Genomic DNA, 25,444 nt, shown 5'->3' on the forward strand with positions numbered 1-25,444 from the left:
TTGCCCTTGTCGTCGAAGATGCGGGTGCCTTCGCCGCGGGGGACAGATGGCCTTCGGCGCGGAACCGGTAGAAGTAGTCGGCGCCGGGGCGCAGGCCCTGCAGTTCGACCCGCACGCTGTGTGCGGACTCGGGGACGGCGGTCACGGTGCCGCGTCGTTCGACGCGGCGGAAGGCGTCGTCGGAGGCCACTTCCCACTCGATGTCGACAGCGCGCGCGGGCATGCCGCCGAGGCCGTCGCCCGCGAGCGGGTCGATCGCCAGTCGCGTCCAGAGCACCACCCCGTCGGGTCCGGGATCTCCGGATGCCACCCCGAGGGTGAACGGATCCCGGGGCAGCGGTCTGCCGGTGAAGCCGACGATCGGAAGGGCGCCGAGGACGACCGCGCCCTTGAGCAGCGTGCGCCGGCTCGGCTGGGGTGAAGACACGGCCGAGTCTGGGCAGCGCAGGTGTCCGGCCGGCGACGCGGCGGCCTACGGTGTCCTGCGATCCGGCGGACGCCACCCGAACGTGTCGTGTACGGGCGGTATCGGCAGTTGACGGTGGTAGGTGAGAGGCTTCGGGCCGTGCCGATCGAGAAGACCGTCAAGGACCGGGCGTTCCAGTACAACCTGGCGCTGACCGTCCTTGCCGTGCTGACCGCGGTGGTGGCGTTGTTCACCAACCTGACCTCCGGCGGATGGGAGTTCGGACTACGCATCGCGACGGTCGCACTGGCGGTCGCGACGGCGGTCACGGGGTTGTTCAAGTTCGGCAACGAGCGCGCCTACAAGACGCAGCAGGAAGGTGAGAAGGCCACCCTCGAGCAGGCGTTGCGCGCCGAGTCGCGGCGGACCTCACTGTTGATCAACGGCGCGATGCTGGGGACGGCCGACAAATTGCGTCGGTTCGCCGCCCTGGACGCCGCGGGCAGAGACCGCGAGATCAGCGGCTTCCGGTCGGCCATCGTCAGCAAGGTCTGCGACCTGATGCAGAGCGATGCGCCCCGCGCGGCCTACTTCCGGGTGCAACGCCACGCCGACGGCAGCAGGGTGATGACGTGCGGCTCCTATATGGATTCGATCAATCGAGAGGATTCGTTCACCAGTCAGTTCGTCGAGGGTGTGGGTACCGATCAGGGCGTGTGGGCGCTGGTCGACAGCGGTGACGTCGAAAGCAGCAATGACATCGACGTCGACGTGCCGCCGACGTGGGACACCGGCAGGGGCCGGATCTACAAGTCCTTCGTGTCGGTTGCCGTGCGGGCCGATACCGTCGCCTTCGGGATGTTGACGGCCAATACGCTGGAAAAGGACGGCTTTACACCGTCGGACATCGCGTCGATCAAGATCCTGGCGCACCTGCTGGCCGCAGCCGAGGCGACCGCCCGCACGTGACGCGCCGGCCGATCGTCCGGCGTTGTCAGATCCCGCCGCTAGGCTGACGAGGTGTCGAGGAAGGGAGTGCAGACCATGGCCAATGCCGTGCAGTTCCACGACGATGACATGAAACGTGCCTGGGAAGAGGCCATCGTGGCCGAGCGCGACGCTGCGCTGCATCCCGAACGCACCGCCGAGCGCCGGCGCCGGTTGATCCGCTGGGTGGCGGCCCGCGATCTCGCGGCCCACGTGGCCTGATCCGGGGCACGGTCGGAATGCCCGAGCCGTCGGATGCCGATGACCGCACCGGGTTTCTGGCCGATGCCGGCTCGCCCACCGAGTTGGCCGGTGTGGCCGACGCCGATACCCAATCGGCCTTTGCGTGGGGCCTGGACGAGGACCCCGAGCCGCCGCGCCCGTGGTGGACACCCGGTCGCATCACTGCGACCGCGGTCGCTGCCGCCATGGTGGTGATCGCCGGCGCTTCCGCGGTGGCCGTGTGGGCGCTCGGCGATGGTCCCGACGACCCACCGCAATCTCGTACCGATCTGCTTGACGGCGTCTATCACGTTGAATACCAACCAGATCGGGCGACATACCGGAACACCGGCCGGGAGGGCGGCGGCGACGTCACGTGGGGTGTGCAGGGCGCGCCGACCCAGGACTGGTTGACCCTGACCTCGACATGTACCGACGGCATCTGCACCGCCACCGGCGAGGTACTCGGTCCGGACCGGCAGCCGATGGCCGGGGCCCGCACCCTGTCGTTCCGGCTCACCGACGGGATCTGGCGCGATATCGCGCCCGCGCGGGTGAAGTCGACCTGCAGCTATGACGACGGCTCCATCGCCGGCGAATCGTGGACCCAGGTCACCCTGGAGTTCACGCCCGGGCCCGCCGGAACATTCACCGGGGCCCTGACCACGGTGGTCGAGAGCAACGAGTGCGGAGATCAGGGCAACACCGTGAGCACGCCGCTGCATGCCAGTCGAGTGGGCGACGCGCTCCAGCAACATTGATCATACGTCGGGGACGCGGCGGGCGCGTCGTGGCCGCGACGGCATAAATGCAGCTCACAGCGCCGACCGACCGGCGTCCGACAGCTTTTTTCGCCGGTGAGGCATAGATTCAGTAATTTACGGGAAAACAATTAAATGACCGTTCGCCTGCCCTTGTTCGATGCTGCCGCGGAAAAGCTGCTGACCGATCAAGCTCACCTGCTCGGCGAAACCGTCGAAACCTACATCGGCCGCGCCGTGGCCTACCGGTTGCTGGCACAGCTGGAGCGCCAGGGTGATGCGCGCTGCGATGACCTGCGCAGCGCGTTCGCGGCGACCGGGCTGCTGCCGTCTCCGGCATCGACGCCCGCGGCCGGCAACCTCGGCGATGCCAAAGACGTTTCGCTGCAGGGCATTCTGGGGTTGGCGGCCGAGGCGTTGGGTGTGCCGGCCGGCATCGTCGCGATGGTGGGTCGCGACCGGCACGACTTTCGGGAATCCAACGGCACCACGACGACGATGGGCAGGTCGGCGGATGAGCGGTTGTTGCGGTCGGTGGCGCAGCGCATCCTGGAGACGCGGCGCCCGATGATTGTCGTCGACGCGCATATCGACCCCGATCTGCGCGAGCACCCGTGCGTCGCCGACGGATCGCTGCGGGCGCTTCTCGGGTTCCCGGTCGCCGGCAAGGATGGTCACATCATCGGTGCGTTCTGCGTCGCCGACTCCGACCCGCGCTACTGGGCGCGCGCCCATATGGAAATCCTGGAGTACTTCGTGCTCGAGGTGTCCGACCGGGCGTGCTGACTGAACCCCTTACACTCGCCCGAGGGTGCAGGAAAGCCGCCCACGTCGCAGTTCTCGGACTCGACTCAGAAGGGAACGTAGGCCGTGGCTGCTGACTCTCGGTCGAGACACATGCGCGTGTACGAACTCCACTTCTACAAAACCGTGGTGCTCGCTGTACACGGCGAGGTCGACGTGGTCACCGCCCCTGACCTGGCGCGTCGGACCGCCGCCATTCTGGACAAGGCCCCCGACTCGCTCGTCATCGATCTGACCGGCGTGCAGTTCCTCTCCAGCGCGGGGTTGGAAGTTCTCATCGACACATATCAAAGCGGCCTGGGCACCACCCGGGTCGTTGTCGTGGCTGAAGGTCCGTATACGGCGCGGCCCATGAAGCTCACCGGTGTGGACAGTGTCATCCCGGTCTTCGTCGGGCGGGCCGAGGCCTTGCTGTTCCTCAACTTCGGGCGGACCTGAGCAAGAAGAAAGAGACGACCAGTCGGCGCGTCCATCGGGTCGCATCGGTCGGAACGTCTCTGCGGATATGCGTACCCATTCCGGCGCATATGCACACACCGCGAATCAGAATGTGTCCGCGTGACCGTGGGAGGCCGTATGCCAGATTTGGACGGCTGGTAGAACGTGGTGCGCGATACTGGGATTGAACCAGTGACCTCTTCCGTGTCAGGGAAGCGCTCTCCCGCTGAGCTAATCGCGCCGGGTCGAACTTGGAGGTGGAGACGGGAATCGAACCCGTGTGCACGGCTTTGCAGGCCGTTGCCTCACCACTCGGCCACTCCACCATTGGGGTTGATGCCACTGCACCTTCGAGCGGATGACGGGATTCGAACCCGCGACCCTCACCTTGGCAAGGTGATGCGCTACCAACTGCGCTACATCCGCGTGCCTCGGGTGAGATCGTCACCCGGTGCGGATCAGAACATTAGTCCAACCACACGAGTAACTCCAAATCACTTGAAACATGCAGGCAATCGGCCCTAAAACACCTGGTAAACCTGGCGTGAGATCGAGAAGCCCGTGCCGGAGTCGGTGTTCCGGCACGACATGGCGCGCTCGGTGCTGGTGCAACTGAGCGACCCGCGCGTGATCGTCTGGCCGTAGTCGAGCGTCTCGGCTCCGCCGAGGGTCGTATCCCCAGCACATACGAACTCGACGGGCCCGCCCGGCGACAGGGCGATGCCCTGTCCGTAATCAAACTCACAGTCGGCCGGCCGCGCCGGCGGCGCCCAGTCCCGCTCGGAGATATCGCAGCGGACGTAGTCGACGTCGAGCACACACCCGACGTTCCCACTGGGGGAGCTGAAGTGGGCCAGGTCGTCGGCCCCGGCCGGGCCGGCGCACACCGCCGCGGCCGCACCGACCGCGGCGGCCACCGCCACCATCTGCGCGATCATGGCGCAAATCTAATGCCCCAGGTCAGACCGTGAGCACCATTCGGTAGCGGGCCTTGCCGGTGTCCATGGCCGCGTAGGCCTCGGCCGCCTGCGCCAGCGGCAGTTCCTGGATGCGGGCCCGCACCCCGGATTGCACGGCGAACTTCATGGTGTCCTCGACATCGCGCGCGGTGCCCGAGGGATGTCCGGTGATGCTCACTCCCGGCGTGATCAGCTGCAGTGGGCTGACCGGCAGCGGGTCGGGCGTCACGCCGACGACGATCAACTGCCCGCGCGGCAGCAGTCCACCCACGGTGTCGGCCATTGCCTGCGAGTTGGCCGCCGTCGCCAGCACCACCTGCACCCCGCCCAGGGCCTGCAGCGCCTCGCTGACATCGCCGGCCTTGGAGTCCACGTAGTGGTGGGCACCCAGATCCAGGGCGTCCTGCTTCTTGTCGGCGCCCCGCGCGATGGCGATCGTCTCGAAGCCCATGGCGCGGGCGAACTGCACCCCGAGGTGGCCGAGGCCGCCGACGCCGAGCACGGCGACCCGGTCGCCGGGCTTCGCGCTCGTCTCGCGCAGCCCGTGAAAGACGGTCACCCCGGCACACGCCATCGGCGCCGCCTCGGCGAAGGACAGGTCATCGGGGATCCGGGCCAGTGCGGTGGCCGGGGCGATCACCGACTCGGCGTAGCCGCCGGGGTAGTGCCAGCTGGGGATCTGCCCGTTCTCGCAGTGGATGAAATCGCCCTTGCGGCATTGGGTGCAGTGCCCGCAGTTGCCCCCGAACCAGCCCACGGCCACCCGGTCGCCGACCGCGAATTCCTGCACGCCGTCGCCGATCTCGGCGATCGTGCCGGCGATCTCATGACCGGGGGTCAGCGGCCAGCTCAGGCCGGGAAAGGCGCCGTTGACGAACGCATGGTCGGTACCGCACACCCCGCAGGCCGAGACCGCGATCCGCACGTGGTCGCGGCCCGGCGAGGAGGTGTCGACCTCGGTGAGTTCCAGCGCTGCTCCGGCCGATGCGACGTGTACCGCACGATGTCGTGCCATCTGAGATCCTCCTGTCGGGGTGTGTGATTCATGTCTACCCGCGCATGGGTGCTCAGGCAGCCCAGTTGAGGTGAAAATGGCGCCATCATGACCAGGGGATTCCAGCTGGCCGGTAAGCGCGTGCTAGTCTTCCTCCTCGTTCCCCGGTCTCGTAGCTCAGAGGGAGAGCGTCCGCCTCACACGCGGAAGGTCACTGGTTCGATCCCAGTCGGGACCACAAGCAAGAGCCGCCTTCGGGCGGTTCTTTTGCTTTGTCGCCGCGATGGGAGAAAGACACGATGGCCGGGCCGCAGGCGCACTTCTACCGGACCGCCGAGGGCACCGGGCTGCCGCACGATCCGTTCAATGCCATCGTCGGGCCGCGACCGATCGGCTGGATCTCCACCCGCGGCGCCGACGGCGTGCGCAACCTCGCGCCCTACAGCTTCTTCAACGGTTTCAACTACCACCCGCCGATCATCGGGTTCTCCTCGGTCGGGTGGAAGGACAGCGTCGCCAACATCGACGCCACCGGCGAGTTCGTCTGGAACCTGGCCACCCGTGACCTGGCGTCCGCCATGAACGAGACGTCGGCGTCGGTGCCGCCGGAGGTGGACGAGTTCGAGCGCGCGGGACTGACCGCCGTGCCGTCGACCACGATCGCCGCACCGCGGGTGTTGGAGAGCCCGGTCAACTTCGAATGCAAACTCACCCAACTCATCCAGCTGCAGGACACCGATGGCAAGACCGTCGACACCTGGATGGTGTTCGGGCAGGTGATCGCGGCGCACATCGACCGGCAGTGGCTCGTCGACGGCGTCTACGACACGACCGGCCCGCGGCCGATCCTGCGCGGGGGTGGCCCGGCGAACTACTCCGAGGCCGGTCCGGACGGTGTGTTCACCATGCACCGGCCGGGTTGATCCAGGGTGATTGCGGGCCTGCTCGACGTCGGCGACGGCAACCAGATCTTCTGGGAGCGGCGCGGAAATGCGACGGCCCGCACCGTGCTGATGGTGCACGGCGGGCCGGGCAGCGGTCGCTCCCGCACGGCGCACCGGACCTTCGACCAGAACACGTTCGACATCATCACCTTCGACCAACGCGGCTGCGGTGACAGCGTGCCCGGCGCGGCCGATCCGAGCACGGACATGAGCGTGAACACCACCTGGCATCTGGTGGCGGACATGGAGGCGTTGCGCGAGCACCTCGGCGTGCAACGGTGGCTGCTGTACGGCGGATCGTGGGCGTCGACGCTGATCCTGGCGTATGCCCAGCGGTTCCCGGAACGGGTCGAGGGCATGATCCTGATCGGGGTCACGATGACCCGGCCTGCGGAGATCGACTGGCTGTACCGGGGTCTTCGGCTCCTGCTGCCCGAACAGTGGGAGCGGTTCCGCGCCGGCGTGCCGGCCGAGCAGCGAGACGATGACCTTGTTGAGGCCTATCGCCGATTGATGGAGGACCGCGACGCCACCGTGCGGGACAACGCCGCCCGCGACTGGTGCGCCTGGGAGGACGCCGCAATCGCTCATGAAAACCAGGGCGCACCAGGTCAATACAGCGCCAAGTCCGGAGATGCCAGGCTCGCTTTCGTGCGCATCTGCACCCACTACTTCGCCCACCACGGCTGGCTCGAGGACGGGCAGTTGCTCCGGGACGCGCACCGGCTGTCAGGTATCCCGGGGGTCCTGATTCACGGCCGCCTGGACATGTCGGCCCCGCTGTTGACCGCGTGGGAACTCGCGCGGGCGTGGCCCGACGCCGAACTCGTGACCATCGACGATTCCGGGCACACCGGTAGCCCGGCGATGAAAGCCGCGATTGCACGGGCTGTTTCCCGTTTCACATGACAGGTCGCGGGTGCGGCAGCACCAACGGAGACCCGGTGACCGGATCCGTGATGACGGTGGCGTCGACGCCGAACACCTCCCGCACCATGTCGGCGGTGACGATCTCGTGCGGGGACCCCTGGGCGACGATCTGTCCGTCGCGCATCGCGACGAGATGATCTGCATAGCGGGCCGCCATGTTCAGGTCGTGCAGTACCAGGACTATGGTTCGCCGATGCTCGATGTTGATCGCCGCGAGCAGGCCCAGGATGTCGAGTTGATGCGCGAGATCCAGATATGTCGTCGGTTCGTCGAGCAGCATGACGGCGGGGTCCTGGGCGAGCGTCAGCGCAATCCAAACCCGTTGGCGCTGACCGCCGGACAGCTCGTCGATCGGCGAGTCGGCCAGTTCTGTCAGCTCGGTGGCCGTCATCGCGCGGTCGACGGCCTTCGCGTCGGCCGCACTCCACTGCCGGAACCATCGTTGGTGCGGATGACGTCCCCGGCCGATGAGATCGGCCACCGTGATGCCGTCCGGTGCGATCGGCTGCTGGGGCAGCAGACCGATGCTCGTCGCGAGTTCGCGTACCCCGATGCCGGCCAGGTCGCGTCCGTCCAGATGCACGACACCGCCCTGCGGCGCCAGCAGGCGTCCCAGCCCCCGCAGCAACGTCGACTTGCCGCAGCCGTTGGGCCCGATGATGACGGTCACCTTGCCTGCCGGTAGTTCGGTGCTCACCGACTCGACGATGGTGCGGCCGGCATAGCCCAGACTCAGGTTTTGGGTTGTCAGAGTGTTCATCCAGCGGCTCCGATCCGGTTCGCGCGAGCGAGGAGATACAGCAGTACGGGCGCGCCGAGGATCGCGGTGAGGATGCCGACCGGCATGGCGATGGGCGCGAACACCAGCCTGGCGGCCAGGTCGGCGCCGACCACCAGCAGCGCCCCGATGGCGGCCGCCGGCGCCAGACCGGTGTGCCGTTCGGCCACCAGACGGCGGGCGATCTGCGGGGCGACCAGGGCCACGAAGCCGATCGGCCCGGCGGCGGCGGTCGCCATCGCGGCCAGCGTCACCGCCAGCAGGACGAGCCACATCCGATGACGTTGACGGGTACCCAGCGTCCTGGCCAGATCGTCACCGAGTTCCAGCAGCCGCAGGTGGCGCGCCGACACCGCCAGCGCGGGCACCACGAACAGCAGGGTGACGCCGATGACGGCGACGTGCAACGCGTTACGGTTGGCCAAGCTGCCGGTCAGCCAGACCGCCGCCGACATCGCCTCGTGCACGTCGGCGCGGGTCAACAGATACGAGATGCCCGACGTCAGCATCGATGCCACCCCGATGCCCACCAGGACCAACCGGAACCCCTGCAGCCCACGCTGATAGGCGATCAACAGAATCAGCGCCGCTGTGAGCAACGCGCCGATCAACGCGCCCACCACCAGGGTGGTGCCGCTGCCGCCGAGCACGGTGACCACGATCAACGCCCCGAATGCGGCACCGGAGTTGATGCCGATGACATCGGGACTCACCAGCGGATTGGTGGCGATCCGTTGCAGGATCGCCCCGGACAGGGCGAACGCCGCGCCCACCCCGAGGCCGGTGGTCACCCGGGGCAGCCGGTCGCCAAGCACGATATCGCGCTCGATGAGACTGCCCCCGCCGCTCAGCACCGTGAGAACATCGGACACCGTGATCGGGAACTCGCCGAGGGTCAACGACACCACGGCGACCGAAAGAGCGGCAACACCGGCGATTACGGTGATCAGGGCAGCGGTGCGGTGCACGCGCAACGCGATCGGTCCGGCGGTGACGACACGGCTGCTCACAGCCCGGAGACCTTCCGGTTGCGCACCAGGTAGAGAAAGAACGGTGCCCCGGCGAGCCCGGTAATGATGCCGACCTGAAGTTGCTGAGGAGAAACCAGGATTCGGCCCAAGATGTCGGCGACGAGCAGCAGGGTGGGTGCCAGTAGCAGTGTCCACGCCATGATCCAGCGGTAATCCGGACCGGTGATCAGCCGCGCGATATGGGGGACCACCAGTCCGATGAACGCAATCGGCCCGGCGATCGCGGTGGCACCCCCGGCGAGGAGTACCACCGACACCGCGGCCGCGATGCGTGCCGACCACAGGCGGGTTCCGAGGTTGCGGGCCATATCGTCGCCGAGGGCAAGCACATTGAGCGTCCGACTGGTCACCACACCAGCGACGATCCCCACCGTGATGAACGGTGCCACCGCCGCGAGCGCGCCATGGTCGGCCCGGGTGAGTGACCCGACCACCCAGAACCGGAAATCGTCGAGCGTGGTCGCGTCGAAGATGGTGATCGCCGAAGTGATCGCACCGACGAAAGCGGTGAACGCCGCCCCGGCCAGCGACAGTTTCACCGGGGTTGCCCCGCCCAGCCCAAGCGATCCGAGCGCGTAGACGAACACCGCCGCGATCGCGGCACCGGCGAAGGCGAACCAGACGTAGCCGGCGGCGGTGCTGACGCCCAAAAACGTCATGGCGAGCACCACCGCCAGCGCGGCGCCGGAGTTGATCCCGAGGATGCCCGGGCCCGCCAGCGGATTGCGCGTGATCCCCTGCATGACCGCGCCCGCGATCCCCAGCGCCGTCCCGGCCAACAGGCCGGTGACGGTGCGGGGAATCCGGATGTGCGCGATGATCCGATCGAGATCGGTTGTGGCAGGACGCGACATCGCCGCAAACACATCACCGACGGTGACCGAGAAGTTCCCGATCAGAATCGACGCCGATGTCACGCCGGCGAGCACAACGGCGGCGACGACGAGTCCGAGCAGGCGGCCCCAGCCGACCTGCAGCACACCGCGGCGAATGTCAGTCGACCCGGTTGGGGTGCAGGATCGAGGCGACCACCTCGACGGCGTGCGCGGCCCGGACCCCGGCGGCCCGGTCGGAGAACAGGTACGGATGCACCTGACCGTTGCGCACTGCCGTCACCCCGGCCAGCGCCGGGTTGCGGGCGATCGCGGCGGCCTCCTCGGCACCGCTCTCGGCGGTGAAGGAGATGTCACAGCACACGCTGGTCAAGATGACATCGGGATCGCGGCGGATGATCTCCTCGATGTCGACGTCCATATGCCTGCGCTGCGTCAGATCAGCGAACGCATTCACCCCACCGGCGTGTTCGACGATCTGGGTGCCGAAGTCGATACCGCCGGCAACGCGATAGCCGCCGTCGTCATCGACGAGCAGAATGGCCACCGACGGGCGGTCGGCACCCTCGACGGCCTGCTGGACGGCAGCGATCCGCTGCTGCTGATCGGCGATGACAGTTTCGGCCCGCTCCTGGGCGCCGAAGATGGTGCCCAGGTCGCGCAGATCCTGATAGATCGTGTCGACCCGCACCGATGCCGGATCGATCGCCTCGTCGGACAGGCCGTCCTCGCTGGGACACAAGGGGCTCAGGATCCAGGACTGAATCCCCAACTCCGACAGGCTGCTTCGGGTGCCGACGCTGGTGTCGCCACTGCCCTCGGCGAAGAAGTTGTTATAACCCGACAGCACAAAATCCGGTTCGGCCGCCAGCAGGCCGTCGCGGGTCGGCAGCTGCGGGACATAAGGCACGCCCTCCTGGGCGGCGGCGTATTCGGGTAGCACCTGAGAGTCCAGGAACGCGGTGCCGACCAGTCGGTCGGTGATCCCGAGTGCGTGGGCGATTTCGGTGGCGGGTTGATACGCGGCGTAGACGCGTTGCGGCGGTTGATCGACTGTGACATCGATGCCGCAGTTCTCGACGGTCACCGCCTCGGCCGGGGGTTCGGCGGCCTGCTCGGAGCCATTGCTCGCACAGGCCGCGACGGTAGCGATGACAAGGGCCACGGCAATCGTGGCGCGGGTAGGGGACAACAAACGGGCCACGGTCAGCCAGCCTCTCCAGATCCTCGTGGATGGGGTACTTCGTCGCCGTGGCCGGTCTCCTGGCTGACGGGTATGACGCGACTTCCCTGCCTTCCCAAGACCTCAGCGGTCTCAGTGGCCCGCCGCACGGGGGCGGCGGAAAGGGAGGTAGCAATTCCCGATCACAGTGGCGAGGGCCGCGCCGGTATCACACCGGCTTCCCGAACACCACGGCTGAGTGGAGGCTATCAGGGACGCCTCGTCAGCTGGCGGCACCCGCGTACCGCTGCGACACGGTGTCCCAATCGACGACCTGCCACCAGGCGTTCAGATACTCACCCCGGCGATTCTGGTGCTTGAGGTAGTACGCGTGCTCCCAGACGTCGTTACCCAGCAGCGGTGTGCCCTTGACCTCGGCGACATCCATCAGCGGGTTGTCCTGGTTGGGGGTCGAGGTGATGGCCAGATCTCCACTGCCGTCGACGATCAACCATGCCCAACCGGACCCGAATCGCTTCGTGCCGGCGTCGTTGAATGCCGCCCGGAACGCCTCCATCGAACCGAACTGCCGGTCGATGGCGCCCTGCAGGTCCGGCGACGGGGCTCCGCTCTGGCTCGCCGGTGTCATGGTCTCCCAGAAGAAGCTGTGATTCCAGTGCCCACCGGCATTGTTGCGGACCACGGTGGGCAGCGTGCCCGCCGCGGCCACCAGATCCTCCAGCGAACGACCCTGCAGCGCCGGGTCCGCCGCCACCGCCGCGTTGAGTGCGTCGACGTAGGCGCGGTGGTGCTTGTTGTGGTGCAGTTCCATGGTCTGGGTGTCGATCACGGGTTCCAGCGCGGCCGTCGGATACGGCAGCGCCGGTAGCTGGAAGCCCGTCTCGGCGCGCGAGAGCGCGGCGACGTGGGTCACCACCACGCTCGGAGCGACCAGGGCGACGAACGCGGCGAGGATGACCGTCAGGCGATATTTCATGTCCTGCTTGTCTCCAGCAGCGTGCAGGCTCAAACATCGCCGCTGAGCGTGCTCTCAGCCGGCGGCCCAGCTCCTGTACGACGGCTGTGCCGGATGATTCCGCCTGGCCACGAGATCAGTGCGCGGGAACTTCGCGCACCGGCATGGCCGCTACGAGCGGGGTGTCCACACCGACTCGACCGACCGATCCGGCGCCGCCGGGGCTGCCCAGGGCGGTATCGCGCCCAGGAAGCACCGTCTCGAAGAAGGCGGCGTTGTCGGCCAGGTAGGGCAGCTCGTCATCGTCGAGGTCGGATTCGTAGGCGATCGCGTCCACCCGGCACGCGATGCGGCACGCGCCGCAGTCCACACACTCGTCGGGGTTGATGTACATCGAGCGGGCACCCTCATAGATGCAGTCGGCCGGGCATTCGGCCACACATGACTTGTCCATCACGTCGATACAGGCGGAGCCGATCACATAGGTCATGACACGACGGTAGGGGCCGGCCGGGCGCCGCGCCGGAGGCCAAAGGCCCGGAAGGGAGAGGACTTTGGTCACTGATCGAGGAACCGTGCCGAGTACTTCGCGAACCGGGCCCGCAGGTCGTCTTCGTCCAGGCCGAACATCTGCGCCGACGTCGCGACCCTGCCGAGCCGACCACGACGATGCCCGTCCAGATAGGTGCCGATGGCGGCACGCACCGGTCCGTCGAACGGCTCCCCGGCCAGCGCGTACACCTGCTCGGCCACGCCGATCTCGTCGGCCATGAAATCGTCGAAGCGGATGTCGATGGAACGCTCGGGCGGGATGGTCTCGCGTTGGCGCACGCACTCACCGAGCAGCTTCTCCAGGCGCCGCACCCAACCCGCTGCAGTACCGGCGACGTCGACGCGGTCACGGTGCATGCGCTCGCTGTAGGTGATCATCGCGATCATCGACAGCGCCACCGGCACCGGGTCGCGGTGGGTGAACGCCACCACCACGTCGGGGAAGACGTTGTCGAGTACCGCGAGCTGGCCCAGGTGCTGCGGGGATTTGAGCACCCAGCGTCGGCCGCCGCGCAGGAACTGCAGGGCCTGCAGCTGGGTGCGCAGATACGCATAGGAGCTCGTCTGATCCCGTGACCAGTAGTACTCGCTCCAGCGCGGCACGTCGGCGAGGGTCTCCATGAGCATGGTGGAGAAATCGTTGGCCAGCAGCTGAATCTCTTCGTGGACATGCTCGGTCGTCATCTCGTGCATCAGCGCGAAGTGCGGCATCAGGGTGTCCATCACCTGTACCGCCATGTCCATCCGGGTGATGCGCGGATCCGGTGTCACACCGGCTTCGGCGGGCAACGGGAACGGCTCCACGCCCTCCCAGTAGGGCAGGCTGCGGAAGGTCGGCGCGGCCGCCAGCAGGTTGTGCAGATGCGTGGTGCCGGTGCGGGGGAGTCCGGCGATCACCACCGGTGCCAATACCTCGATATCGCGGATCTGCGGATGACGCTTGAGTAGATCGGTCAGCAACAGCCGGTTCTTGAGCCACTGCACCAGCTGGCTGTGGAAGTTCACCAACCCGGGGCCGTGCATCGGGATCTCACACAGTTCGCCGACGTAGCGGTGCAGCCGCTCGCGGTAGTCATCGGGCCCGAAATCGGTCAGTCCGGTGTCGGCCCGGGCGCGGGCGTGCAGAGCGTCGACATCGAGCGGGAAGTCCGCCGCGATCGCCGCCATCATGTCGCGGATCTGTTGAGCCGCAACGCTGTACCGCGGCTCGGCCAGATCGTCGAGCTCCACTGTGGTGTCGGTCACATCGCTTTATGTTACTCTGAGTTTCGTAATGACGACAGAGATCGGGCGCCCCCGCAATCCGCGGATCGATGATGCCGTGCTGCGCGCCACTGTCGACCTGATCGGTGACATGCCCTATGCCGAGTTGACGGTCGGTGCGATCGCCGAGCGTGCCGGCACCAGTAAGCCGGCCATCTACCGACGCTGGCCCAGCAAGGCCGCTCTGGTCCACGAGGCGGTCTTCCCGATCGATGCCGGCACCGAATTACCGGACACCGGAACTTTGTTCGGCGATATCCGGGAGATGGTGCGTCGTACCCTCGCGGTGCTCGGCGCACCGGCCGCCCGCGCGGCACTGCCAGGTCTGGTCGGCGAGATGGCCGCCGACCCGGCACTGCACACCAGGCTGCTGGAGCGCTTCGGCGACATCATCGTGCGCGGTCTCGGCGAGTATCTCGATGCCGCGGTCACCCGTGGCGAGGTCCGCGGTGATGTCACCGCCACCGACCTGGCCGAGTCGATCGCCGGTATCACCTTCATCGCGCTGCTCGGCCGCGGCGCCGCCCCCGACGAGGCGTGGGTCGACCGCACCGCCACCCTGATCGCGAAAGGAATCAGTCCATGATGCACGAATCCACCACCGCCTGGCGCGAATTGCTCGACACGCTCCGGGATCTGGATCGCTCCTTCCTGGAGGGCGACAAGGCCGTCACCGACGACCGGCACATCGGCGACGGCTACCGGATGCTGGCCACCACTCTGGGCGTCGCGCTGGACACCTACCTGTTCGCCGACCCCAGCCGCCCGCAGTGGCTGGAGGTCAATTCGCCGTGGCGCCCGGACCGGCGCTGGGGCGGGGACAACACCGACGCCATCTACTACGTCTGTCCGGTCGACCCGACGCGTCGCTACCGCATCAGCGGCAATCGCGGTGACAGCGTCTACTTCTCGGTGACGGCGTACAACGAGCCGTCTCCCGGCGCCTGGTCGGATCGCATCGTCGCGCTGTTCCGTGATGACCAGCTCGATATCGACGAGGCCGGCAACTTTTCTTTCGAGTTCGGCCCGCAACCCGAGGCCGCGGTGTTGATGACCCGCGACTACCAGGCCGATCCGCATACCGGTCGGGCGGTCCGCTGGGAGATCGAGGCGCTGGAGCAACCCGAGCCGTTCCGGCACGGTGACAGCGAAACCGCCGCGGCACTGCGGTCCAGTGCCGCCTGGATGCGCACCATGTTCGCCATCCTGCCGCTCGCGGTCGGCGTGCGGAGCGACGACGCACACAACCTGGGTCACGAAACGGCGATGTCCGCCAACGATTTCGCGGCTCCCTACCAGGTTCCCGACGTCAACTTCGGCTGGTCGGCCCGCGACGCCTGCTATAGCTACGGCAGCTTCGAGCTCGCCGAGGACGAGGCACTGGTGATCACCCACCGGCCGCCGGCCTGCCGGTTCTGGAACCTGGTGGTGTGGAACCAGTTCATGGCCGTGCCCGGGATACGGGACGCGCGCAGCTCCGTCAACGGGCACACCGCGATCCCCAACAGCGATGGTTCGGTGACAGTCGTGCTGTCGCGCGGTCAGACCGCGCACCCGAATTCGCTGACCACGCTGGACTACCCGCGGGGGAACCTGGCATTCCGGTGGTTCCTGGCCGACAAGGTACCGGACCGGCCGCAGGTGCGGCTGGTGAACATCGCGCAGGCGCCTACCGCAGTGGACTGAGCTGCGGCGCCGGCTGCAGGCCCAGATGCTCGCGCAGCGTGGTGCCGGTGTAATCGGCGCGGAACACCCCGCGCTCCTGCAGTAGCGGGACCACCGTGTCGACGAACGGGTCCAGCCCGGCGGGCGTGACATGCGGTACCAGGATGAACCCGTCGCTGGCATCCTCCTGCACGAGCGTGTTGATCTGCTCGGCCACCGTCGCCGCAGAACCGACGAAGTTCTGCCGGCCCGTCACCTCGATGATCAGCTCCCGGGTGCTGAGGTTCTCGGCCTCCGCCCTGGCGCGCCACTCGTTTGCCACCGCGATCGGGTCGCGGTGCATCCGCACGCTGGCCCGGCCGCGGGCGATGGTGTTCTCCCCGACGATCGGATCGACCGACGGCAGCGGACCGTCCGGATCGTGATCGGACAGATCGCGATTCCACAGCTGTTCGAGGAACTTGATCGCCGTGGCGGGGGATACCTGCGCCAACCGAACCTCATGGGCGATATCGGCGGCCTCGGCATCGGTGTCGCCGAGCACGAACGTCGCCGCGGGCAAGATCAACAGCTGATCATGACGACGTCCGTAGGCGGCCAGGCGCCCCTTCACATCGGCGTAGAAGGCCTGCCCTTCGGTCAGCGTCCCGTGTCGGGAGAAGATGGCGTCGGCGGCGCGGGCCGCGAACTCACGTCCGTGATCGGAGTCACCGGCCTGGAAGATGACCGGGCGGCCCTGTGGGCTGCGCGGCACGTTGAACCGACCGGAGATGTCGAAATGCTCGTCCTGATAGGCGAACCGGCCGGCGTCACCGGTGGACAGGAACCGGCCGCCATCCTTGTCGGCGATGATCTCGTCACCGTGCCAGGAGTCGAACAGGGTGTGCGCGGCGGCCAGGAAGCTCTCAGCGCGTGCGTACCGCTGATCCTCGGCCAGGAACCCCCCGCGCCGGAAGTTCTCACCGGTGAAGGCATCCCAGGATGTCACCACGTTCCACGCTGCTCGCCCCCCGGACAGGTGATCCAGCGAAGCGAATTGCCGCGCCACCTCGTAGGGCTCGTTGAACGTCGAGTTGATGGTGCCGGTCAGTCCGAGGCGGTCGGTGACCGCGGCCAGCGCGGCGAGCACCGTGAAGGTGTCCGGACGGCCGACGACATCCAGGTCGTAGATCTTGCCGCCCTGTTCGCGCAGGCGCAGTCCCTCGGCGAGGAACAGGAAGTCGAACTTGCCGCGCTCGGCGGTCTGCGCGAAGTGGGTGAACGATCGGAAGTCGATGTGGCTGCCCGAGTTCGGGTCACTCCACACCGTCGTGTTGTTGACCCCGGGAAAGTGGGCGGCAAGGTGAATCTGCTTGATCGGCTTGCTCATGACAGTCCTAGGAGTGTGCGTACCGGTTGGCAGGACGGGACAGTCCCAACAGATCACGCAGAGTGGCCCCGTCATAGCTGTCGCGGAAGATCCCGCGGCGTTGCAGTTCGGGGACGAGGCCCTCGGTGATCTGATGCAGATCGTGCGGAATGGTCGCGGGTCGCAACCGGAAGCCGTCGGCGCCGGCGGTGTGCCAATGGCCCAACAGGTCGGCCAGTTGCGCCGGCGTGCCGACGAAAATCTCGGCATCGCTGATGTATTCGCGGCCCAGCAGCTCATCGAGCTGCGCACGGTGTGCCGCGGCGGCGGTCGCCGTGTCGGCCAGGAACACCACCAGGTCGGCGATGATCCGGACGGCGATGGCACCGGCGGGCCGCTGCGCGGCGATGGTGTCACCGATGGTGCCGATCTCGTCGGCCGTGTGCGGGGTGATGAACCCCAGATCCGCGGCGGCCGCGATCAGTGTGTAAGCCGGGTCGCCATGGCCGAGGGCGGCGATCAACGGCTGACCCTGCGGCGGGCGCTGGGTGATCGACGGTCCCTTCACCGAGAACCAGCGGCCTTCGAAATCGATGTAGTGCAACTTCTCCCGGTCGATGAAGCGGCCGGTGGCCGCATCGCGGATCTCCGCGTCGTCCTCCCAGCTGTCCCACAACCGCCGCAGCACCTCCACATAGTCGGCCGCCTCGGCCAGACCGTCATCGGCGATCTCGCGGCCGAAATGGCCAACCGACTCAGGGTTCGAGGACACCTGGACCCGAACGCCGGCACGGCCGGCGCTGACGTAGTCGAGCGTGGCGATCGCCTTGGACAGGTGGAAGGGCTCGGTGTGGGTGGTGATCGCGGTCGGAATCAGTCCGATATGCCGGGTTCGGGGTGCGACGCGGGCCGCAACCTGCACGGCGTCGACCCGGCCGCGCACCCGGTCGGTCCGGTCATCGGGGCGGAACGGATGATCCGACTGCAATGCCAGGCCGTCCTCGATGGTCACGAAATCCGCCCGGCCGCGTTCGGCCTCGGCCACCAGCTCGGTCCAGTAGGGCGCCGTCAGCAGGTCAGTGGGCCGCGCGTCGGCCAACCGCCACGACGCGGGGTGCCACCCGGTGCCGTCCAGGGCGATGCCGAGGTGAAGAGGTGCCACAGGTGTTTCTCGCTTTCGTGCGGTCTCCCCGGCGTAACGGTCCGCATCGACCGGCCATTCCACACCCACTGCGGGTGTCCACCCAGTCTGCGCCGCTGGGCTGCGGTTACAAGGGATCTACGCAGCCTGATTCGGGCTGCGCCGCCGCGATGACATCGTCGAGCACCGCGCGCGATCCGGCGAGGTCGCGGATGGCACGGTCGAGCCGGTCGCGTTCGGCGGTCAGTTCGTCGACCAGGCGTTCGGTGGCGTGCGGTGCGGGTCCGCCGTCGTGATCACGCATACACGGCAGCAACCCGTAGATGGTCCTGCTGGCCAAACCCGCCGCGAACAATTCCTGGATGTGGATCACCCGGTCGACCGCCTGCTCGGCATACTCGCGCTGACCGCCGGCCGTGCGGGACGAGACCAGCAGACCCTGCTGCTCGTAGTAGCGCAGGGATCGCTCACTGACCCCGGTGCGCCGGGCCAACTCACCGATACGCATGGATCCGTTATACCGACTTGACCCTGACATCGGTGTCAGCTCCTACCGTGCGGCATGCTTCCTTTCGACTACAGCCCCATAACCGAACGCCCACCGCTGAGCTGGCCAGGCGGAGCGAAAGTCGCCGTGTACATCGGCCTCAACATCGAACACTTCCTTCCGGACCGGCCCTCGACCAGCATCTGGCCCGGCACCGCCGAGCTGGTACCCGACGCGCTGAACTACGGCTGGCGCGACTACGGCGCCCGGGTGGGAGTCTGGCGGCCATCGATGCATTGGATGCGCACGGGGTTACGCCCAGCGTGCTGTTGAACTCCGCCGTCATCGAGCATCATCGGCAGATCATCGATGCCGGCCGCGAACGGAATTGGACATGGCTCGCCCACGGACAGACGAACTCCATCCTGCACAACGGGTTCGACGTCGAACAGGAACGCCGGATCCTCACCGAGATCACCGACACCATCACCGCGGCGACCGGGCGGTCGCCGCGGGGCTGGATGGGTCCGGGCCTGACCGAGACGCACCATACTCCCGAATTGCTCTCCGAACTGGGCTATCGCTACGTGCTCGACTGGACCAACGACGATCAGCCCTATCCGTTGCGGGTGCCCGGGATACTCAGCGTGCCCTACTCGGTGGAACTCAACGATCTGTTGCTGTTCGGAAAGGGTTTCACCGGTCCGGAATTCGTCCAGGTGGTCATCGATCAATACGAGCAACTGCGCGCCGACGCCGCCGACGGTGCCGGTCGGGTTCTTGCGCTGGCGCTGCATCCGTTCGTCATCGGACAGGCGTTCCGGCACAAGTACTTCGAGCAGGTGCTGGCCTATCTGGCCGGGCAGGACGACGGGTGGCTGACCACCAGCGACGATATCGCCGCACACGTCACGGCAGCACCACAGGGCGGGTGAACGCATTGAGGATCAACCGGGGACGTGTCATCGGGCCGCCCCGGCCAGCAGATGCGCATTCAGCGGGCGGGCGAGCCCGTAGTGACCGCGCAGCGTCGTCGCGGTGTATTCGGTCCGGAACAGACCGCGAGCCCGCAGCAGCGGAACGACATGATCGACGAACGACTCCAGACCAGTCGGCAAGAGGGGCGGCATGATGTTGAAGCCGTCGGCGACCCCGCCGCGGAACCACTCTTCGATGGTGTCGGCCACCTGTTCGGGTGTGCCGGTGAACGTCCGGTGGCCTCGGCCGCCGCCGAGGCGGCCCATCAGCTCACGTACCGTCAGCCGTTCCCGCCGGGCCAGCTCGACGATCAGCGTATAGCGACTCTTGGCGCCCTGAATCTCCTCCTCCGGCAGCAGTTCGGCCGGTAACTGGTCGTCCAGCGGCAACTCCTCGAGCGGGATTCGCAAGGTGGTGGCGAGTTGCCGGTGGGCGTAAATGGGGACGATCGCTTCATCCAGTTCCCGGTCCTTGGCGGCGGCCTCGGCCTCGGTACTGCCGATCACGGGCACGATGCCGGGCAGAATCTTGACGGTATCAGGGTCGCGACCTGCGCCGACGGCGCGACGCTTGAGGTCAGAGTAGAAGCTTCGGGCCTCGTCGAACGTCTGTTGCGCGGTGAAGACCGCCTCGGCATGGCGGGCGGCCAACCTCTTGCCGTCTTCGGAGGACCCCGCCTGCACCAGCAACGGATAGCCCTGCGGGGAGCGCGGGATATTCAGGGCGCCCTGGACGGAAAAGTGGTCACCACGGTGTGCGGCCGGGTGGATCTTGGCTTGGTCGCCCCAGACGCCTCCCGACTTGTCTGCCAGCACGGCGTCGTCTTCCCAACTGTCCCAGAGCTTTCGGGCAACGTCGATGAACTCGTCGGCGCGCGCGTACCGCGCCGAATGGTCCGGCAACTCCTCAAGCCCGAAGTTGCGGGCCGCCTCGGCGGTGGCGGTGGTCACGACATTCCATCCGGCACGTCCGCCGCTGACGTGGTCCAGCGAGGCAAACCGGCGGGCAAGGTTGTAGGGCGAGTTGTAGGACGTCGACGCGGTGGCGACGAGTCCGATCCGCTCGGTCACCGCGACCAGTGCGGTCAGCAATGTCAGTGGTTCCAGCACGCCGAGCGGACGCCGGCCCACATCACCGTTGAGTTGCGGACTGTCGGCCAGGAACAGTGAATCGAAAGTTCCGCGTTCGGCGATGCGTGCCAGTTCCGCGTAGTGGGCGACGTCGGTCGCCGCGAACGGATTGCTCTCGGGTAGCCGCCATGACGCTTCGTGGTGGCCGGTGCTCATCAGGAACGCGTTCAGATGCAGCTGTCGTTCGCCCACCAATCTGACCTCCTACGAGACTCTTTCGGGACAGCGGAAATGACCCCCCGGGTTGCAACGTAGCGGCCCGGCGGAGGTGGATCAGCGGACTTTCACTACGAGAATCGTTAAGACGCGACGCCGAGTTCCTCGGGCGCGGCCGCCGGCAGGGCGTCTGCGGCCACGGTGTGCAACGTGCGAAGGATCAGGGCGATATTGGGATCGCGCTGTCGGCCCGCTCGCACGACAGCACTGACCGTGCGGCCACCGACCTCGATATCGGGCACGATGAGCCCCTCCAGACCGGTCGGCACCGACAACCGTGGCACGATCGCCGAGGCGATCTCGGTGGCGGCCAGATCGCAGATGTTCTGCGCGCCGATCAACCGATGCTTGATCTGCGGGGTGAAGCCCGCACCTTCACAGGCCCGCATGACCGCCACTCCGAGCCCGGAGTCTTGGGGACCGGTAACCCACGGCCCATTGGACAAGGCCGCCAAGCCGTTCTTGCGGATCTTCAGATGGGCGGCCTTCGGCGCCAACAGGACCAGCGGCTCATGGAGCAGAGGCTCGGCAATCAGGCCGCCCGACGAATCCTCGCCGCCGAAGTCGTACCGGCACGTCAACGCCAGGTCCACTTCGCCCTGCCGCAGCAACCGCAGCGCGGCCGCACTGGTCTCTTGCTGCACCTGGATGCGCAGGTCGGGTTCGTCGGCGCTCAAACGCCGCATGGTCGGCGCGGCCAGCATCGGCAGGCCCATGTTGAAGGTGGCGATGGCGACCTGCCCGTTGACGTGATCACGGGTTTCGGCGACTGCGCTCACCGCCTCGTCCACCGCCACCAGGACGCGACGGACATGCTCGGCGAGCACCTGCCCGCTCCGCGTGAGCCCGAGAGTGCGGCCGTCGCGGCGGAACAGAACCGCCCCCGCCTCCTCCTCAAGGACGCGAAGTTGTTGCGATACAGCGGAGCTGGTGATGCTGCGCCGCTCCGCGACGGCGGTGACCGAGCCGAGATCGGCGAGGTCGGACAGCAGCATCATGCGACGAAGGTCGAGCATTGGTGAATCCCCCTGTGGCAGGCCGACGGCGACGGAGCGCGGTCAGCGACAACAGATCGCGCTGCGCACACGCATCAGATCGACGTGGCGTCGCGCAACGAGATCCACCGAGATCACAACGAAGATCGTCGCAGAATGCGTGCCGTACCGGTACCGCGGTGCCAGACCCGGGTCGTGCTCACGGCCCTGATCAGCTATGACAGCCGGACCGGGCAAGAATCAGCGCGCATGTAATTGGTGTTAAGCCGAGCTGAAGGGTTCCGGTAGTCAAAGGTGCTTGTTCGCCGCGCGGTCGGATTCGACGCTGGTTGCACACCACACTCGAGGAGTTCCCATGACCGATCTCGCCGATACCAGGCAATCCATCGACACCGGCTTGGATATCGAACCACTGGCCGGCTACATCGGCGCCGAGATCCGCGGTGTCGACCTGCGGGGGCCGTTGGAGCCCGGTGTCGTCACCGACATCCGCGATGCGCTGCACACCTACAAGGTCATCTTCTTCCGCGGCCAGGACATCGGTCACGCCGAGCAGATCGCGTTCGCCCGCAATTTCGGCAAGGTGACCCCGGCACACCCGCACGAGGAGGAGCCGCCGGAGGGCTTTCCCGAGATCCTGCCGATCGACAGCCGCCGCTACGAGCGACACCTGGGCCGCAAACGCACCTCCTACGACAACAGCTGGCACACCGATGTCACCGCGCTGATCAACCCGCCCGCGGCGTCGATCCTGCGCGCCCACATCCTGCCTCCCTACGGCGGGGACACGGCCTGGACGAATCTGGTTGCGGCTTATGAGAACCTGCCCCGCGATCTGCGTGAGTTCGCCGACAAGCTGGATGTCCGCCACCAATTCAACGCCCGTGCGGCGGCGGACAGCCAGCGCGATCGTAAGGTGCGCGAGGCCAACCTGGTGTCCTATCACCCGGTGGTTCGGGTGCACCCGGTCACCGGCGAGCGGGCCCTGTTCGTCAGCCCCGGATTCACCCGCGGCGCGCGCGAGATACGGGGATACTCGCCGACGCAGAGCGAGGCGATCCTGAACCTGCTGTGGCATGAGGCCACCCGCACCGAGTTCACCGTGCGGTTCCGCTGGGCGCCGGGCAGCGTGGCATTCTGGGACAACCGTGCCACCGCACACCTGGCCATCCCGGATGCCGGTCACCTGGATTACGACCGGGTGCTCTACCGGGTGACGCTGGAAGGCGATGTGCCCCGGGGCGTCGACGGCCGCGAGTCCGAATCGGTCTCCGGCCAACCGTTTCACGGATCCTGAACAATCACACAGAGGAGAATCAGATGACTGTCGAACGTCGCCGGCTGGGCACGAACGGACCCGAGGTATCGGCGATCGGGCTCGGATTCATGAGCTTTCGCAGCGGGGCCGACGCGGCCGATGAGACGCAGGCCAAGGATCTGGTGGCCGCCGCGATCGATGCGGGGGTGACGCTGTTCGACACCGCCGACATCTACGGACCGGAGTTCAGTGAGATCCTGCTCGGCCGGGCGATCGCGGGACGGCGCGACGGCCTGACCATCGCGACCAAGTTCGGCAACACCCTGGACCGGGACACCAACCCCCGCGCCCTCGACGGCCGGCCGGAATACATCCGCACCGCGATCGAGGCATCGCTGCGGCGCCTCGGCATCGACCACGTCGACCTGTACTACCAACATCGGGTCGACCCGCAGGTGCCCATCGAGGAGACCGTGGGCGCACTGGCCGACCTGGTGACCGCGGGCAAGGTCCGCCATATCGGACTCTCCGAGCCCGGACCGCAGACGTTGCGTCGTGCGCACGCCGTCCATCCGATCGCCGCGGTGCAGAACGAGTGGTCGATCTTCACCCGGGACATCGAGAACGACACCGTGCCGGTGGCCCGGGAACTCGGTATCGGCATCGTGCCGTATTCGCCGCTGGGACGCGGCTGGCTCACCGGCCGGGTACGCACCCGCGACGACATCGGCGGCAATCAGCTCAAGCATCCGCGGTTCGGTGCCGACGTGTTCGACCAGAACCTGGCGCTGGCCGATACCGTCGTCGAGATCGCCGGTGAGGTCGGGGCGAAGCCCGGGCAGGTGGCGCTGGCCTGGGTGCTCTCCCGTGGCCAGGATGTGGTGCCGATCCCGGGGACCCGGCACGTGGAATACCTGCGGGAGAACGTCGGGGCCGCGGATGTGGTGCTCGAGGAGGCGCAGCTGCTGCGGCTGGAGTCGATCGCCGGACAGGTGGCCGGGCATCGCTCCATCCGCCCGGAGAACCTCGGCACCGAGGCACCCGAACTCGACACCGCGGTGCGCTCGGCCTAGTGACCGTCATATCCCGGTACGGCGATTCCGAGGCATCGCTGGCCGTGCACAACGAGACGCTGGCGATTCAGCTGGCACATCGCTCGGTCCGTAAGTTCACCGCGCAACCTGTCAGCGATGAGCACCTTGCGGCGCTGGTCGCCGCCGCTCAGTCGGCGGCGACCAGTTCCAACCTGCAGCCGTGGAGCGTCATCGCGGTCCGGGATACCGATCGCAAGGCGCGACTGGCCGAACTGGCTGCGGCGCAGCAGTTCATCAACGAGGCCCCGTTGTTGCTGGTCTGGGTCGCCGACCTGGGCCGGGTCCGTCGGGTCGCGCAGCGGGCCGGAGCGCCGCTCGACGGTGCGGACTATCTGGAGAGCACCATCATCGGGTTCGTCGACACGGCGCTGGCTGCACAGAACGCGGTGACGGCCGCGGAATCACTGGGTCTGGGAACGGTGTTCGTGGGTGCGCTCCGTAACCACCCCGAGCAGGTGGCCGCCGAACTGGGGTTGCCGCCGCACACCGTCGCGGCCTTCGGGCTGGCGGTCGGGACACCCGATCCGACCGAGAACGCCGGTATCAAACCGCGTCTGCCGCAGCAGGCGGTGCTGCACCACGAGCGGTATGACGCCGACGCGGCCGACGCCCACATCGGGATCTATGACGAGCGGTTGGCGGCCTACAACCGCCGGCATGGATTACCGGGGGACTGGAGCGAGCGGGTCATCGCCCGGCTGGCCGGCCCGAACTCACTGTCGGGCCGGCATCGGCTCCGGGAACATCTGCAACGGCTCGGGTTGCCGTCGCGCTAGAACGGGGGTGGGTCGGCGTCAATGTGGGCGCGGTTGAGTGCGCGTTCGTGGGCTATGCGGTAGGCGCGGTTCTGGGCCCGAGTGCGAGATCTCCTCGGGGCAGCCAGATTCCGATGCGGATTCGGTGGTGGCATGTCGATGGTGGGTAGTTCGGCGGTGGCGGTGCCGAGTTGTGGGAAGAACAGGCGGCCGCCGGGTGTGGTGGTGTAGGTGCGGCCGGTGGGGGCGGTGAGGGTGATGGTGCCGTCGGGGTGTTGGCGGTCGGTCCAGCCGCCGGGCCCGCAGTGGAAGGTTTTGATGAGGTGGTGGATGCGGC

Annotated in this window: 27 protein-coding genes, 4 tRNA genes, 2 pseudogenes and 1 riboswitch; of the genes and pseudogenes, 14 read left to right on the forward strand and 19 right to left on the reverse strand. The window is 67.3% G+C overall.

Features of this window, described 5'->3' with window-relative positions; translation table 11 throughout:
• Positions 1 to 427 (reverse strand): alkaline phosphatase D family protein (locus BST17_RS27415; RefSeq protein WP_407937776.1); only part of this gene is annotated, 427 nt, incomplete at its 3' end.
• 138 nt (positions 428 to 565) lie between these two features.
• Here BST17_RS27415 and BST17_RS27420 point away from each other — a divergent pair.
• The 5 genes from BST17_RS27420 (at position 566) to BST17_RS27435 (ending at position 3,618) form a co-directional block, all read left to right on the forward strand.
• On the forward strand, positions 566 to 1,375 hold the full coding sequence (locus BST17_RS27420) for a hypothetical protein (protein WP_083062169.1): 810 nt from the start codon (positions 566 to 568) through the stop codon (positions 1,373 to 1,375).
• A 51-nt stretch (positions 1,376 to 1,426) separates the two neighbouring features.
• A complete protein-coding gene (locus BST17_RS29110; protein WP_133053608.1) occupies positions 1,427 to 1,615 on the forward strand; it encodes a hypothetical protein in 189 nt (62 codons plus the stop codon).
• Between the two features lie 17 nt (positions 1,616 to 1,632).
• Complete coding sequence (locus BST17_RS27425) at positions 1,633 to 2,376, forward strand: Rv2253/PknI dimerization domain-containing protein (protein WP_083062170.1); 744 nt, start codon at positions 1,633 to 1,635, stop codon at positions 2,374 to 2,376.
• A 135-nt stretch (positions 2,377 to 2,511) separates the two neighbouring features.
• Positions 2,512 to 3,162: a GAF domain-containing protein gene (locus tag BST17_RS27430; protein ID WP_083062171.1), complete on the forward strand. Its 651-nt coding sequence runs from the start codon at positions 2,512 to 2,514 to the stop codon at positions 3,160 to 3,162.
• 111 nt (positions 3,163 to 3,273) lie between these two features.
• Positions 3,274 to 3,618 (forward strand): STAS domain-containing protein, encoded by a 345-nt coding sequence (locus BST17_RS27435; protein ID WP_083062172.1) that lies wholly within the window; start codon positions 3,274 to 3,276, stop codon positions 3,616 to 3,618.
• 166 nt (positions 3,619 to 3,784) lie between these two features.
• Here the strand turns inward: BST17_RS27435 and BST17_RS27440 are convergent.
• The 5 genes from BST17_RS27440 to BST17_RS27460 all read right to left on the reverse strand — a co-directional run bounded on the left by BST17_RS27440 (position 3,785) and on the right by BST17_RS27460 (position 5,592).
• Positions 3,785 to 3,859, reverse strand: a tRNA-Val gene (locus BST17_RS27440).
• 11 nt (positions 3,860 to 3,870) lie between these two features.
• Positions 3,871 to 3,944 (reverse strand) — tRNA-Cys (locus BST17_RS27445).
• A 27-nt stretch (positions 3,945 to 3,971) separates the two neighbouring features.
• Positions 3,972 to 4,044 (reverse strand) — tRNA-Gly (locus BST17_RS27450).
• Between the two features lie 95 nt (positions 4,045 to 4,139).
• A complete protein-coding gene (locus tag BST17_RS27455; RefSeq protein ID WP_234807857.1) occupies positions 4,140 to 4,556 on the reverse strand; it encodes a DUF6636 domain-containing protein in 417 nt (138 codons plus the stop codon).
• A 22-nt stretch (positions 4,557 to 4,578) separates the two neighbouring features.
• Positions 4,579 to 5,592 (reverse strand): alcohol dehydrogenase catalytic domain-containing protein, encoded by a 1,014-nt coding sequence (locus BST17_RS27460; protein ID WP_083062173.1) that lies wholly within the window; start codon positions 5,590 to 5,592, stop codon positions 4,579 to 4,581.
• Positions 5,593 to 5,737: 145 nt separating this feature from the next.
• On the opposite strand from BST17_RS27460, the gene BST17_RS27465 reads away from it, so the two are divergent.
• The 3 genes from BST17_RS27465 to pip all read left to right on the forward strand — a co-directional run bounded on the left by BST17_RS27465 (position 5,738) and on the right by pip (position 7,424).
• Positions 5,738 to 5,809, forward strand: a tRNA-Val gene (locus BST17_RS27465).
• Positions 5,810 to 5,870: 61 nt separating this feature from the next.
• Positions 5,871 to 6,494: a flavin reductase family protein gene (locus BST17_RS27470; protein ID WP_083062174.1), complete on the forward strand. Its 624-nt coding sequence runs from the start codon at positions 5,871 to 5,873 to the stop codon at positions 6,492 to 6,494.
• A 6-nt stretch (positions 6,495 to 6,500) separates the two neighbouring features.
• The gene (gene pip / locus BST17_RS27475; RefSeq protein ID WP_083062175.1) at positions 6,501 to 7,424 is read left to right on the forward strand and encodes a prolyl aminopeptidase; all 924 of its coding nucleotides are present in this window, start codon (positions 6,501 to 6,503) and stop codon (positions 7,422 to 7,424) included.
• Here the strand turns inward: pip and BST17_RS27480 are convergent.
• The 7 genes from BST17_RS27480 to BST17_RS27510 form a co-directional block, all read right to left on the reverse strand.
• A complete protein-coding gene (locus tag BST17_RS27480; RefSeq protein ID WP_083062176.1) occupies positions 7,417 to 8,205 on the reverse strand; it encodes an ABC transporter ATP-binding protein in 789 nt (262 codons plus the stop codon). The two genes, pip and BST17_RS27480, sit on opposite strands and share 8 nt — an antisense overlap.
• Positions 8,202 to 9,233, reverse strand: coding sequence for a FecCD family ABC transporter permease (locus tag BST17_RS27485; RefSeq protein WP_083062177.1), 1,032 nt, complete (start codon positions 9,231 to 9,233; stop codon positions 8,202 to 8,204). Before BST17_RS27485 ends, BST17_RS27480 begins: the two co-directional genes overlap by 4 nt.
• Positions 9,230 to 10,234 (reverse strand): FecCD family ABC transporter permease, encoded by a 1,005-nt coding sequence (locus tag BST17_RS27490; RefSeq protein ID WP_234807858.1) that lies wholly within the window; start codon positions 10,232 to 10,234, stop codon positions 9,230 to 9,232. The genes BST17_RS27485 and BST17_RS27490 overlap by 4 nt, the downstream gene beginning before the upstream one ends.
• A 13-nt stretch (positions 10,235 to 10,247) precedes the next feature.
• On the reverse strand, positions 10,248 to 11,252 hold the full coding sequence (locus BST17_RS27495; RefSeq protein ID WP_234807859.1) for an ABC transporter substrate-binding protein: 1,005 nt from the start codon (positions 11,250 to 11,252) through the stop codon (positions 10,248 to 10,250).
• Between the two features lie 71 nt (positions 11,253 to 11,323).
• Positions 11,324 to 11,518: riboswitch (cobalamin riboswitch) on the reverse strand.
• Positions 11,519 to 11,532: 14 nt separating this feature from the next.
• Positions 11,533 to 12,246 carry a superoxide dismutase gene (locus tag BST17_RS27500; protein ID WP_083062179.1) on the reverse strand — a complete coding sequence of 238 codons (714 nt, stop codon included), beginning with the start codon at positions 12,244 to 12,246 and terminating at the stop codon, positions 11,533 to 11,535.
• Positions 12,247 to 12,361: 115 nt separating this feature from the next.
• Positions 12,362 to 12,715, reverse strand: a complete 354-nt coding sequence (gene fdxA / locus BST17_RS27505; RefSeq protein WP_083062180.1) for a ferredoxin — start codon at positions 12,713 to 12,715, stop codon at positions 12,362 to 12,364.
• A 68-nt stretch (positions 12,716 to 12,783) separates the two neighbouring features.
• Entirely contained in the window at positions 12,784 to 14,022 is a 1,239-nt protein-coding gene (locus BST17_RS27510) for a sulfotransferase family protein (RefSeq protein WP_083062181.1), read from the reverse strand.
• A gap of 28 nt (positions 14,023 to 14,050) precedes the next feature.
• On the opposite strand from BST17_RS27510, the gene BST17_RS27515 reads away from it, so the two are divergent.
• Positions 14,051 to 14,626, forward strand: coding sequence for a TetR/AcrR family transcriptional regulator (locus BST17_RS27515; protein ID WP_083062182.1), 576 nt, complete (start codon positions 14,051 to 14,053; stop codon positions 14,624 to 14,626).
• A complete protein-coding gene (locus tag BST17_RS27520) occupies positions 14,623 to 15,726 on the forward strand; it encodes a DUF1214 domain-containing protein (RefSeq protein ID WP_083062183.1) in 1,104 nt (367 codons plus the stop codon). Before BST17_RS27515 ends, BST17_RS27520 begins: the two co-directional genes overlap by 4 nt.
• On the opposite strand, the gene BST17_RS27525 is transcribed toward BST17_RS27520, so the two are convergent.
• The 3 genes from BST17_RS27525 to BST17_RS27535 all read right to left on the reverse strand — a co-directional run bounded on the left by BST17_RS27525 (position 15,710) and on the right by BST17_RS27535 (position 18,702).
• On the reverse strand, positions 15,710 to 17,074 hold the full coding sequence (locus BST17_RS27525; RefSeq protein WP_083062184.1) for an NtaA/DmoA family FMN-dependent monooxygenase: 1,365 nt from the start codon (positions 17,072 to 17,074) through the stop codon (positions 15,710 to 15,712). The genes BST17_RS27520 and BST17_RS27525 overlap by 17 nt on opposite strands.
• A gap of 7 nt (positions 17,075 to 17,081) precedes the next feature.
• Positions 17,082 to 18,215 carry an LLM class flavin-dependent oxidoreductase gene (locus tag BST17_RS27530; protein ID WP_083062185.1) on the reverse strand — a complete coding sequence of 378 codons (1,134 nt, stop codon included), beginning with the start codon at positions 18,213 to 18,215 and terminating at the stop codon, positions 17,082 to 17,084.
• Between the two features lie 106 nt (positions 18,216 to 18,321).
• Positions 18,322 to 18,702, reverse strand: coding sequence for a MerR family transcriptional regulator (locus tag BST17_RS27535; protein WP_083062186.1), 381 nt, complete (start codon positions 18,700 to 18,702; stop codon positions 18,322 to 18,324).
• A 54-nt stretch (positions 18,703 to 18,756) separates the two neighbouring features.
• On the opposite strand from BST17_RS27535, the pseudogene BST17_RS27540 reads away from it, so the two are divergent.
• A pseudogene (locus tag BST17_RS27540) lies at positions 18,757 to 19,616 on the forward strand (polysaccharide deacetylase family protein).
• A gap of 27 nt (positions 19,617 to 19,643) precedes the next feature.
• Here BST17_RS27540 and BST17_RS27545 read toward each other — a convergent pair.
• Together BST17_RS27545 and BST17_RS27550 are read right to left on the reverse strand one after the other, a co-directional pair.
• Positions 19,644 to 20,981, reverse strand: coding sequence for an LLM class flavin-dependent oxidoreductase (locus BST17_RS27545; RefSeq protein WP_264002128.1), 1,338 nt, complete (start codon positions 20,979 to 20,981; stop codon positions 19,644 to 19,646).
• A 107-nt stretch (positions 20,982 to 21,088) separates the two neighbouring features.
• Entirely contained in the window at positions 21,089 to 22,021 is a 933-nt protein-coding gene (locus BST17_RS27550) for a LysR family transcriptional regulator (protein ID WP_083062187.1), read from the reverse strand.
• A gap of 334 nt (positions 22,022 to 22,355) precedes the next feature.
• On the opposite strand from BST17_RS27550, the gene BST17_RS27555 reads away from it, so the two are divergent.
• From BST17_RS27555 to BST17_RS27565, 3 genes are read left to right on the forward strand one after another with little or no spacing between them, the layout of a single operon-like run.
• On the forward strand, positions 22,356 to 23,297 hold the full coding sequence (locus tag BST17_RS27555) for a TauD/TfdA dioxygenase family protein (protein ID WP_083062188.1): 942 nt from the start codon (positions 22,356 to 22,358) through the stop codon (positions 23,295 to 23,297).
• 23 nt (positions 23,298 to 23,320) lie between these two features.
• Positions 23,321 to 24,331 (forward strand): aldo/keto reductase, encoded by a 1,011-nt coding sequence (locus tag BST17_RS27560; RefSeq protein WP_083062189.1) that lies wholly within the window; start codon positions 23,321 to 23,323, stop codon positions 24,329 to 24,331.
• Positions 24,331 to 25,128 carry an NADPH-dependent oxidoreductase gene (locus BST17_RS27565; protein WP_083062190.1) on the forward strand — a complete coding sequence of 266 codons (798 nt, stop codon included), beginning with the start codon at positions 24,331 to 24,333 and terminating at the stop codon, positions 25,126 to 25,128. Before BST17_RS27560 ends, BST17_RS27565 begins: the two co-directional genes overlap by 1 nt.
• Here the strand turns inward: BST17_RS27565 and BST17_RS27570 are convergent.
• A pseudogene (locus BST17_RS27570) lies at positions 25,125 to 25,444 on the reverse strand (HNH endonuclease signature motif containing protein); the annotation flags it as partial. The gene BST17_RS27565 and the pseudogene BST17_RS27570 sit on opposite strands and share 4 nt — an antisense overlap.

Source organism: Mycolicibacterium bacteremicum, assembly GCF_002086115.1.
GTDB lineage: Bacteria > Actinomycetota > Actinomycetes > Mycobacteriales > Mycobacteriaceae > Mycobacterium > Mycobacterium bacteremicum.

What these genes read in the sequence shown, in the direction of transcription:
- BST17_RS27425 (WP_083062170.1), top strand. Translation starts at nt 1,633, where the DNA reads ATGCCCGAGCCGTCGGATGCCGATGACCGCACCGGGTTTCTGGCCGAT.
- BST17_RS27430 (WP_083062171.1), top strand. Translation starts at nt 2,512, where the DNA reads ATGACCGTTCGCCTGCCCTTGTTCGATGCTGCCGCGGAAAAGCTGCTG.
- BST17_RS27435 (WP_083062172.1), top strand. Translation starts at nt 3,274, where the DNA reads ATGCGCGTGTACGAACTCCACTTCTACAAAACCGTGGTGCTCGCTGTA.
- BST17_RS27455 (WP_234807857.1), bottom strand. Translation starts at nt 4,556, where the DNA reads ATGATCGCGCAGATGGTGGCGGTGGCCGCCGCGGTCGGTGCGGCCGCG.
- BST17_RS27460 (WP_083062173.1), bottom strand. Translation starts at nt 5,592, where the DNA reads ATGGCACGACATCGTGCGGTACACGTCGCATCGGCCGGAGCAGCGCTG.
- BST17_RS27470 (WP_083062174.1), top strand. Translation starts at nt 5,871, where the DNA reads ATGGCCGGGCCGCAGGCGCACTTCTACCGGACCGCCGAGGGCACCGGG.
- BST17_RS27480 (WP_083062176.1), bottom strand. Translation starts at nt 8,205, where the DNA reads ATGAACACTCTGACAACCCAAAACCTGAGTCTGGGCTATGCCGGCCGC.
- BST17_RS27500 (WP_083062179.1), bottom strand. Translation starts at nt 12,246, where the DNA reads ATGAAATATCGCCTGACGGTCATCCTCGCCGCGTTCGTCGCCCTGGTC.
- fdxA (WP_083062180.1), bottom strand. Translation starts at nt 12,715, where the DNA reads ATGACCTATGTGATCGGCTCCGCCTGTATCGACGTGATGGACAAGTCA.
- BST17_RS27515 (WP_083062182.1), top strand. Translation starts at nt 14,051, where the DNA reads ATGACGACAGAGATCGGGCGCCCCCGCAATCCGCGGATCGATGATGCC.
- BST17_RS27520 (WP_083062183.1), top strand. Translation starts at nt 14,623, where the DNA reads ATGATGCACGAATCCACCACCGCCTGGCGCGAATTGCTCGACACGCTC.
- BST17_RS27525 (WP_083062184.1), bottom strand. Translation starts at nt 17,074, where the DNA reads ATGAGCAAGCCGATCAAGCAGATTCACCTTGCCGCCCACTTTCCCGGG.
- BST17_RS27535 (WP_083062186.1), bottom strand. Translation starts at nt 18,702, where the DNA reads ATGCGTATCGGTGAGTTGGCCCGGCGCACCGGGGTCAGTGAGCGATCC.
- BST17_RS27550 (WP_083062187.1), bottom strand. Translation starts at nt 22,021, where the DNA reads ATGCTCGACCTTCGTCGCATGATGCTGCTGTCCGACCTCGCCGATCTC.
- BST17_RS27555 (WP_083062188.1), top strand. Translation starts at nt 22,356, where the DNA reads ATGACCGATCTCGCCGATACCAGGCAATCCATCGACACCGGCTTGGAT.
- BST17_RS27560 (WP_083062189.1), top strand. Translation starts at nt 23,321, where the DNA reads ATGACTGTCGAACGTCGCCGGCTGGGCACGAACGGACCCGAGGTATCG.